The organism is Streptomyces sp. NPDC033131 (assembly GCF_055578365.1).
On sequence record NZ_JBVIPA010000085.1, the window covers coordinates 7,999 to 15,969 of the forward strand.

Annotated in this window: 10 protein-coding genes and 2 pseudogenes; 7 read left to right on the forward strand and 5 right to left on the reverse strand. The window is 72.0% G+C overall.

The window, feature by feature from the left end; all coding sequences use genetic code 11:
• Positions 1-124: 124 nt before the first annotated feature.
• Positions 125-1,522, reverse strand: a complete 1,398-nt coding sequence (locus ACZ5XS_RS44780) for an NAD(P)-binding domain-containing protein (protein ID WP_468661447.1) — start codon at positions 1,520-1,522, stop codon at positions 125-127.
• Between the two features lie 107 nt (positions 1,523-1,629).
• Here ACZ5XS_RS44780 and ACZ5XS_RS44785 point away from each other — a divergent pair, with 107 nt between their 5' ends.
• The 4 genes and pseudogenes from ACZ5XS_RS44785 (at position 1,630) to ACZ5XS_RS44800 (ending at position 3,107) form a co-directional block, all read left to right on the forward strand.
• Entirely contained in the window at positions 1,630-1,878 is a 249-nt protein-coding gene (locus ACZ5XS_RS44785) for an NAD(P)-binding protein (RefSeq protein ID WP_468661449.1), read from the forward strand.
• Between the two features lie 17 nt (positions 1,879-1,895).
• A pseudogene (locus ACZ5XS_RS44790) lies at positions 1,896-2,150 on the forward strand (NAD(P)-binding domain-containing protein); the annotation flags it as partial.
• Between the two features lie 239 nt (positions 2,151-2,389).
• Entirely contained in the window at positions 2,390-2,689 is a 300-nt protein-coding gene (locus tag ACZ5XS_RS44795; RefSeq protein WP_468661469.1) for a hypothetical protein, read from the forward strand.
• 46 nt (positions 2,690-2,735) lie between these two features.
• Positions 2,736-3,107 (forward strand): ArsR/SmtB family transcription factor, encoded by a 372-nt coding sequence (locus tag ACZ5XS_RS44800; protein ID WP_468661465.1) that lies wholly within the window; start codon positions 2,736-2,738, stop codon positions 3,105-3,107.
• Between the two features lie 22 nt (positions 3,108-3,129).
• Here the strand turns inward: ACZ5XS_RS44800 and ACZ5XS_RS44805 are convergent, their stop codons facing one another.
• From ACZ5XS_RS44805 to ACZ5XS_RS44815, 3 genes are read right to left on the reverse strand one after another with little or no spacing between them, the layout of a single operon-like run.
• Positions 3,130-4,185 (reverse strand): ArsO family NAD(P)H-dependent flavin-containing monooxygenase, encoded by a 1,056-nt coding sequence (locus ACZ5XS_RS44805; RefSeq protein WP_468661451.1) that lies wholly within the window; start codon positions 4,183-4,185, stop codon positions 3,130-3,132.
• The gene (locus tag ACZ5XS_RS44810) at positions 4,182-4,961 is read right to left on the reverse strand and encodes an aquaporin (protein WP_468661453.1); all 780 of its coding nucleotides are present in this window, start codon (positions 4,959-4,961) and stop codon (positions 4,182-4,184) included. The genes ACZ5XS_RS44805 and ACZ5XS_RS44810 overlap by 4 nt, the downstream gene beginning before the upstream one ends.
• On the reverse strand, positions 4,958-5,266 hold the full coding sequence (locus tag ACZ5XS_RS44815) for an ArsR/SmtB family transcription factor (protein WP_468661455.1): 309 nt from the start codon (positions 5,264-5,266) through the stop codon (positions 4,958-4,960). Before ACZ5XS_RS44815 ends, ACZ5XS_RS44810 begins: the two co-directional genes overlap by 4 nt.
• A 74-nt stretch (positions 5,267-5,340) precedes the next feature.
• Between ACZ5XS_RS44815 and ACZ5XS_RS44820 the strand changes: the two genes are divergently transcribed.
• The 3 genes from ACZ5XS_RS44820 to trxB are packed head-to-tail and all read left to right on the forward strand — an operon-like array spanning position 5,341 to position 7,431.
• Entirely contained in the window at positions 5,341-5,973 is a 633-nt protein-coding gene (locus tag ACZ5XS_RS44820) for an arsenate reductase/protein-tyrosine-phosphatase family protein (protein ID WP_468661457.1), read from the forward strand.
• A 34-nt stretch (positions 5,974-6,007) separates the two neighbouring features.
• Positions 6,008-6,427 (forward strand): arsenate reductase ArsC, encoded by a 420-nt coding sequence (locus ACZ5XS_RS44825; RefSeq protein WP_468661459.1) that lies wholly within the window; start codon positions 6,008-6,010, stop codon positions 6,425-6,427.
• Positions 6,424-7,431, forward strand: a complete 1,008-nt coding sequence (trxB, locus tag ACZ5XS_RS44830) for a thioredoxin-disulfide reductase (RefSeq protein ID WP_468661461.1) — start codon at positions 6,424-6,426, stop codon at positions 7,429-7,431. Before ACZ5XS_RS44825 ends, trxB begins: the two co-directional genes overlap by 4 nt.
• Positions 7,432-7,718: 287 nt before the next feature.
• Here the strand turns inward: trxB and ACZ5XS_RS44835 are convergent.
• Positions 7,719-7,871 (reverse strand): annotated as a pseudogene (locus ACZ5XS_RS44835) (dienelactone hydrolase family protein); the annotation flags it as partial.
• Positions 7,872-7,971: the final 100 nt, after the last annotated feature.

Below are 7,971 nucleotides of genomic sequence, written 5' to 3' on the forward strand. Positions count from 1 at the left end.
AGGAGGGGGGAGGGGCTTCCCCGTCGTGGTGTTTGAAGAACAAAGGGGGGGGGGGGGGCGGCCCTCCCCCCCCCCCCCCCCCCTTTCCCCCCCCCCCCCCCCCGCTTGGGGGTGTTGAGGTCGGTCACGAGCCGCAGCAGCCGCCCGCCGGCGCTTCCTCGGTCACCGTGGCGGCGGGCGCGCCGACGCCGATCTGTACGAGCGCGGGCGCCGGGGCGCAGCAGCCGCCGCCGTCGGCCTGCCGGGCTGCCGGGTCGTCGAACAGGCCGGCGCCGCCGCACACTCCGGTCTCGGGGAGGGTGAGTTCGACGCGGTCGGCGGACTCGAGGTCGCCGGCGATCGCTGCGGTGACGGAGCGGACCTGCTCGTAGCCGGTCATGGCGAGGAAGGTGGGGGCGCGGCCGTAGGACTTCATGCCGACCAGGTAGACGCCGGGTTCGGGGTGGGACAGCTCGCGGTGGCCGTGCGGGTAGACGGTGCCGCAGGAGTGCTGGTTGGGGTCGATCAGCGGCGCCAGTTCAGTGGGTGCCTGGAGGCGCGCGTCCAGGCCGAGGCGGAGTTCGGACAGGAAGGACAGGTCGGGGCGCAGGCCGGTCAGCACGATGAGCTCGTCCACCGGGTCGAGGCGGCGGCCGTCCTCACCGGCCAGCACCAGGCGGCCCTCGTCCGCCCGCTCGATCTCTTCGGTGCGGAATCCGGTGACCGCGTCCGCGTAGCCGTTGTCGACAGCCGTCTTCGCCGCGAGCCCGAGGGCGCCGCGGGCGGGCAGCTGGTCGGCTTCGCCGCCGCCGAAGGTGGAACCGGACAGGCCCCGGCGCAGGATCCACACCGCGCGGGTGCCCGGCTCGTCCTGGGCGACGTCGGCGAGGGTGGCCAGCGCGGTGAAGGCGGAGGCGCCGGAGCCGATGACGGCGGTGCGCTTGCCCGCGTACCGGGCCCGGACGGCCGGGTCCTTGAGGTCGGGCACGCGGTAGGTGATGCGGTCTGCGGCCGCGCGCTCGCCGAGCGCGGGCAGGCCGCTGGCGCCGGCCGGACTCGGGGTGGTCCAGGTGCCGGAGGCGTCGATCACCGCGCGGGCGAACAGGCGCTCCTCCCGGGCGTCGGCATAGGTGACGTGGACGACGAAGGGCTGACTCTCGCGGTCGGCGTCGACGATCCGGTCGCGTCCGGCCCGGGAGACACCGGTGACGGTGGCACCGAAACGCACCCGCTCTCCGAGGACGTCGGCCAGCGGCTGGAGGTACTGCTCGGCCCAGTCCCCGCCGGTGGGATACGTGGTCGCGTCCGGCTTGGTCCAGCCGGTCGGGGCGAGCAGCTTCTCCGTAGCCGGGTCGGTGAGCTCACCCCAGGTCGAGAACAGGCGCACGTGGGACCACTCGCGCACCGCGGCGCCGGCCCCTGCTCCGGCCTCCAGGACCAGGGGCTCCATGCCGTGTTCGGTCAGGTGGGCGGCGGCGGCCAGACCGGCCGGTCCGGCTCCGATCACGACGACGGGCAGCTCGGTAGGGGCGGGCGCGTTCACGGCGACTCCTTGCGTGTTTCGACGTCTGTCGATGGCTTGCGCGGCCAGCATTACACCTGATTCGACGTGCGTCAACATAGACATGCATCGAATTCATGGGGTCTTGCATGGAGCACGTCGACATCATGGTGATCGGCGGCGGACAGTCGGGGCTGGCCACGGCCCACGCCCTCCTGAGGGAGGACGTGCAGCCCGCGGCCCTGGAGGCGTCCGACCGTGCGGCCGGATCGTGGCCGCACTACTACGACAGCCTCACCCTCTTCTCGCCCGCCCGGTACAGCTCCCTGCCCGGGATGCCGTTCCCCGGCGCCGACCGGACCGCTACCCGCACCGCGACGAGGTCGTCGCCTACCTGAGCGCCTACGCAGCCCGCCTGGCCGCGGACATCCGCACCGGCCGCCGCGTCACCGGCCTTCGCCGAAGCGACGGCGGGTTCGAAGCAGAGGTGCAGGGCGGTGAGCGGCTGTCGGCGCGCGCCGTCGTGGCGGCGTCCGGCACCTTCGGCCGCCCCTACCGCCCAGTCCTGCCGGGTCTGCAGGGGTTCACCAGCCGGGTCCTGCACGCCGCCGGATACCGCAGCCCGGAGCCGTTCGCCGGGCAGCGAGTGATCGTGGTCGGGGCAGGGAACTCCGCGGTGCAGATCGCGGCCGAACTCGCCGCCGTGGCCCGGGGGACGCTGGCCAGCCGAAGCCCCGTGAACTTCGCCCGGCAGCACGTTCTCGGACGGACCTGCACTTCTGGTTCGAACACACCAGGCTGGACACCGCCCCGCTCGGGCACCTCCTGCGCACCCCGCCGACCCAGCTGGTCATCGACGACCGCCGCTACCGCTCCGCGCTCACCCACGGCGCCCCCGACCGGCGGGAGTTGTTCAGCGCCATCGAGGGCGACAAGGTCACCTGGGCCGACGGAAGCCTGGAGAAGGTGGACACGATCCTGCTGGCCACCGGCTACCGGCCCGACCTGCCCTACCTCGCCGGCCTCACCGGCGCCCTGGACGGCTCCGGCCACCCCCGGCACCGCGACGGAGCCTCCAGCATCCACCCGGGCCTGGCCTTCGTGGGACTGGAGTGGCAGCGCAGCCTGTCCTCCAACTCCTTGGGCGGGGCCGGCCGGGACGCCGTCCGAGCCGCCCGGCACCTGGCCGCCGCACTCGCGCGCCGCTGAGGCAGGCGACCCTCCCCGCTGGTTCGACATATGTCAACATAGACATATGTCGAATGCCAAGGTGCTGCCGCTGTTCGAGCCCGCCGACGCCAGTGCGGCGCCGTGCTGCCCGCCGCTCACCGAGCGTCCGTTCACCGCCCAGGAGGCGGAGACGGCCGCCCGGATGTTCAAGGCGCTCGGTGACCCCGTCCGGCTGCGCCTGTTCTCCGCGGTCGCCTCGCACGAGGGCGGCGAGGCGTGCGTGTGCGACATCTCCGACGTCGGCGTCTCCCAGCCGACCGTCTCCCACCACCTGAAGAAGCTCAAGGAGGCCGGCCTGCTCACCTCCGAGCGGCGCGGCACCTGGGTCTACTACCGCGTCGAGCCGTCCGTGCTCGCCGCCATGGGCAAGCTGCTGACCACGGCGGCCGCCGCCTGACGTCCGGGCGCGGGGCGCGGACCTACAGCGGTTCGGTGATCTGGCGTGCCGCGTCGCGTGCGGGGCGGCCCACCCCGATCAGCGTGGCGGAGGCCGGTCCGGTCCAGTCGCCGTAGCCGAGCAGATGCAGGCGCGGCTCGTGCACGGCGCGCGTGCCCTCGGTCGGGATGTGGCCCCGTGCCTGCCGCAGGCCCAGCGGGTTCAGGTGGGACAGCGCCGGGCGGAAGCCGGTGCACCAGATGATGGCGTCCGCGTCAGCATGTGAGCCGTCTGCCCATTCGATGCCCCTATCCGTGAGCCGGGTGAACATCTGCCGCGGCTCGAGCAGCCCGGCATCGCGGGCGGCGCGTACGGGAGGGACGGCGACGATGTCCCCGAGGGAGGCAACGCCGCCGGTGTCGATGCGGCCCGCGTCCAGGGCGCGGCGGCGGGCGGTGGCGACGCCGAACAGCACCCGGCCGTCGATGTCGTCGGCGAGGTAGCGCGGCGGGCGCTGCGTGACCCAGGTCGGCTCCACCCCGTTGAGGGCGAGGTCGGCGGCGATCTGCGCGCCGGAGTTGCCGCCGCCGACCACGACGACGCGCCGGCCGGCCAAGCCGGCCGGGCGGCGGTAGCCGGTGGTGTGCAGCTGGCGGCCGGTGAACGCCCTGGCGCCGGGGACGGCGGGCAGGAAGGGCCGCGACCAGGTCCCGGTGGCGCTGATGACCGCCAGCGCCCGCCAAGTACCGCAGTCGGTCTCGACACGCAGAAACCGGCCGTCCCGGTGTACGGCCTCAGCCCGGACGCCGCGCTGTACCGGCAGCTCGTAGCGCTTTTCGTAGTCGGCGAGGTAGGCCACCACGTGCCCGGCGCCCGGGAAGGTCTCGCCGGGCTGGGGCGGCATGAGGCGGCCGGGCAGGGAGGAGTAGGCGGCCGGGGAGAACAGGTGCAGGGAGTCCCAGGTGTGCTGCCAGGCGCCGCCCGGCGTGGACTGGGCGTCGAGGACGACGAAGTCCAGGCCGAGGCGGCGCAGGTGGTAGCCGGCGGCGAGTCCCGCCTGGCCGCCGCCGATCACCACCACCTGCGTCCCGTTGGTCATTCGGCCGGTCGCCCGGGCATGAAGATGAGGGCCACCAGGGCCAGTCCGACTACGCCGCCGATGATCTGCATGCCGATGAAGCCCAGGACCGAGCCGGGCGCGATGCCCGCGAAGGTGTCGGTGAAGGCGCGGCCGATGGTCACCGCCGGGTTGGCGAAGGACGTCGACGAGGTGAACCAGTACGCGGCGCCGATGTAGGAGGCGACGGCCACGGGTGCGAACTGCAGTCGGTCGGCTCGGGCCAGACCGAAGATCAGCAGGATCAGACCGGCCGTGGCGACGACCTCGCCCAGCAGCAGATGGCCTGCGGAGCGGTCGTGCGTGGACCACTCCACCAGCGGCTTGCCGAACATGGCATCCGCCAGGATCGCGCCCGCGATCGCGCCGACGATCTGCGCGGGCACGTACACCGCCACCTCGCGCAGGGTGACCCCGGCTCCCCCGCGGCGCGCCGTCCACCACTCGGCCAGGGTGACGACCGGGTTGAAGTGGGCGCCGGAGACCGGGCCGAGCAGCAGGATGAGGATGCCGAGGCCGAAAACGGTGGCGAGGGAGTTGGCCAGCAGCTGCAGGCCGACGTCCTTGGTCAGTTCGGTGGCCTGGATGCCGGAGCCGACCACGACCGCTACCAGCAGCGCCGTGCCTATGAGTTCGGCGGCGGCCCGGGCGACCAGGGGCCTGCGCGGCGGAGTGGCGCCGGGCGCGGGCGCGACGGAGCCGGGTTCGGCGGCGGGTCTCGCGGATTCCGCGGTCGGGGTGGCTTCGGCGGGGGTCATGGGCAAGCCCTCTTGTTCTCGGCACCGGTACGGGCGGAGGCGGCCAGCGCGGCGAACTGCTCGGACAGCCCGGCCAGGACGTCGGGCTTGAGCTTGAAGTAGGTGAACCGGCCGCACGGCTCGGTCTCCACCAGCCCGGCCTCGCGCAGCACCTTCATGTGGTTGGACAGGTTGGTCTGCTTGGCTCCGGTCTCCTCGACCAGGTGCGTCATGCAGAGCGTCTCGCGCGCCAGCAGAGTCACGATTTTCAGGCGGAGCGGATCGCCCAATACCCGGATCACATCAGGATCGACTGAAGTCAGCATCCCCTGATACTGTCACATCACCTCGCGCTGATACCAGCGCGAGATGACTTGTTGGGCGCGTCGAAGGAGTTCCCGTGTCCGCCTCCTCCCTACCCCTCCTGCCCGACCAGCGCCTGGCCGCCGGAGTCGCCCGCCTCGCCACCCGGCACGCCGGCCGCTTCTCCGCCGAGACCGTCCAGGCGCTGCTCACCGACTCCTACAGCCTGCTGGCCGCCACCGCGCAAGTGCGCACGCACCTGGTCGTGCTGGCCGAACGCTTCACCGCAGAACGCCTGGACGCTCTCACCCACGTCCAGGGCCGCCCCGGCAGCGGGCTGCCGCGTGTGCTGTTCGTCTGCAGCCACAACGCGGGCCGCTCCAAGCCCGCCGCCGCCCTCCTCACGCACCGCGCCGCAGGCCGGGTCACCGTCTCCTCGGCCGGCACACACCCCCCGCCTGAGGTGGAGCCGTTCATCGGGCAGGTCCTCACCGAGGCCGGCGTCGACGCCGCCGGGGCGTACCCGAAGCCGCTGACCGACGAAGTCGTCCAGGCCGCCGACCTCGTCATGACCATGGGCTGCGGCGACGCCTGCCCGATCGTGCCCGGCCGCCACTACCTGGACCGGCCCGTCGCCGACCCCGACGGCGCCCCGCTTGCCGCCGTGCGTGACATCCGGGACGCGATCGACGCCCACATCACCGAACTGCTGTCCTCCCTGCCCGCCTGAACCACCCGCTGGTCCCTTCGTGAAGGAAGAACCCATGTCCACCGCCCCGCTCGCCTCCGTGCTCTTCGTCTGTGTCCACAACGCGGGCCGCTCGCAGATGGCCGCCGGATTCCTCACCCACCTCGCGGGCGACCGGATCGAGGTCCGCTCCGCAGGCTCGATCCCGGGCGATCAGGTCAACCCGGCCGCCGTCGAGGCGATGAGCGAGGTCGGCGTCGACATCGCCGGCGCCAAGCCGAAGATCCTCACCACCGAGGCTGTCCAGGCATCCGACTACGTCATCACCATGGGCTGCGGCGACGCCTGCCCCATCTTCCCCGGCAAGAAGTACCTCGACTGGGCCCTCGAGGACCCGGCGGGCAAGGGCGTCGAGTCGGTGCGCCCCATCCGTGATGAGATCAAGACCCGCATCGAGGCCCTGATCGCCGAGATCGACGCCAAGCAGGAGGCATGAGCGGCGTGAGCGGTACGACCGCCGACGGTGTGCGGGACGTCGTCATCATCGGCTCCGGTCCGGCCGGCTACACCGCCGCCCTCTACACCGCCCGCGCTCAGCTCAGGCCGGTCCTCTTCGGCAGCAGCATCTTCGTCGGCGGTTCGCTGACCACCACGACCGAGGTCGAGAACTTCCCCGGCTTTCCCGAGGGAGTCGATGGCCCGGACCTGATGGCCAACATGCGGGCCCAGGCCGAGAAGTTCGGCGCCGAAATGATCGACGACGACATCACGGCCGTCGACCTCACCGGCGACGTCAAGCTGCTGACCGACTCGGCCGGAACGGTGCACCGCGCGAAGACGGTGATCGTGGCGACCGGCTCCGGCTACCGCAAGCTCGGCCTGCCGCACGAAGAGGAACTGTCCGGGCGCGGGGTGTCCTGGTGTGCGACCTGTGACGGGTTCTTCTTCCGTGACCGGGACATCGTCGTGGTCGGCGGCGGCGACACCGCCATGGAGGAAGCAACGTTCCTCACCCGCTTCGCCAAGTCCGTGACCGTCGTCCACCGCCGCTCCACCCTGCGCGCCTCCAAGGTCATGCAGAACCGGGCCTTCGCCGACGACAAGATCTCCTTCGCCTTCGACAGCGAGCTCGCCGAGATCAAGGAAGAGGGCGGCATGCTCTCCGGCGTCGCCTTGCGCGACGTCCACACCGGCGCCACCCGCGACCTGGACGTGACGGGCCTGTTCATCGCCATCGGCCACGACCCGCGTACCGAACTCTTCAACGGCCAGCTCCACCTGGACACCGAGGGCTACATCACGGTGGCCTCCCCCACCACCCGCACAAGCCTGCCCGGCGTCTTCGCCGCCGGAGACGTCGTCGACCACACCTACCGCCAGGCCATCACCGCCGCCGGCACCGGTGCGGCCGCCGCCCTGGACGCCGAGCGCCACCTCGCCGCCCTGGCCGACGGAGCCTTCGTGCCCACCCAGTCCCACGCGGCCCCGGCCGCTGTCTGAACTCCAGCCGCCACAGGGCGGGTCCCGCTCAAGAAGTGGAGCAGGACCCGCCAACTCTTCGCCGCGCACGGTGCCTAGGGAGTGTTCTGAGTTGAGATCACGGGATCGGTCATTCCCGCTCCAGGAGGGTGCTGGCTGCGGTAGACCGGTCGCGTGAATCGTGGTGACCTGACCGATGCCGAGTGGGAGTTGATCGAGCCGCACCTGCCGCTGGGGGCGTTCGGACCGATCCCTGACCTGTGAGTGCCCAATGCGGACCGAGCCTGGCGGCAGGCTGTTGGCCTGGGTCATGCCCGCGGATCTTCCGTCACGGGCAGGCACTCGGCAAGCAGGTCGACGACGTCGCGCCAGGCTCGCTGCGCGTGCTGTGGGTGGTAGCCGACGCCGGGGACCGTGGGGTGGTCGACCGGCGGGTGGTGGAAGGCGTGCAAGGTGCTGCCCTAGATGTTCTGTCTCGGGAGGTTGTGGACAGGTGAGTCAGATCTCGGCTGGGGGATCTTGAACGGGTGAGGGCCTTTCGGGTTCGGTGTGGATTGCGAC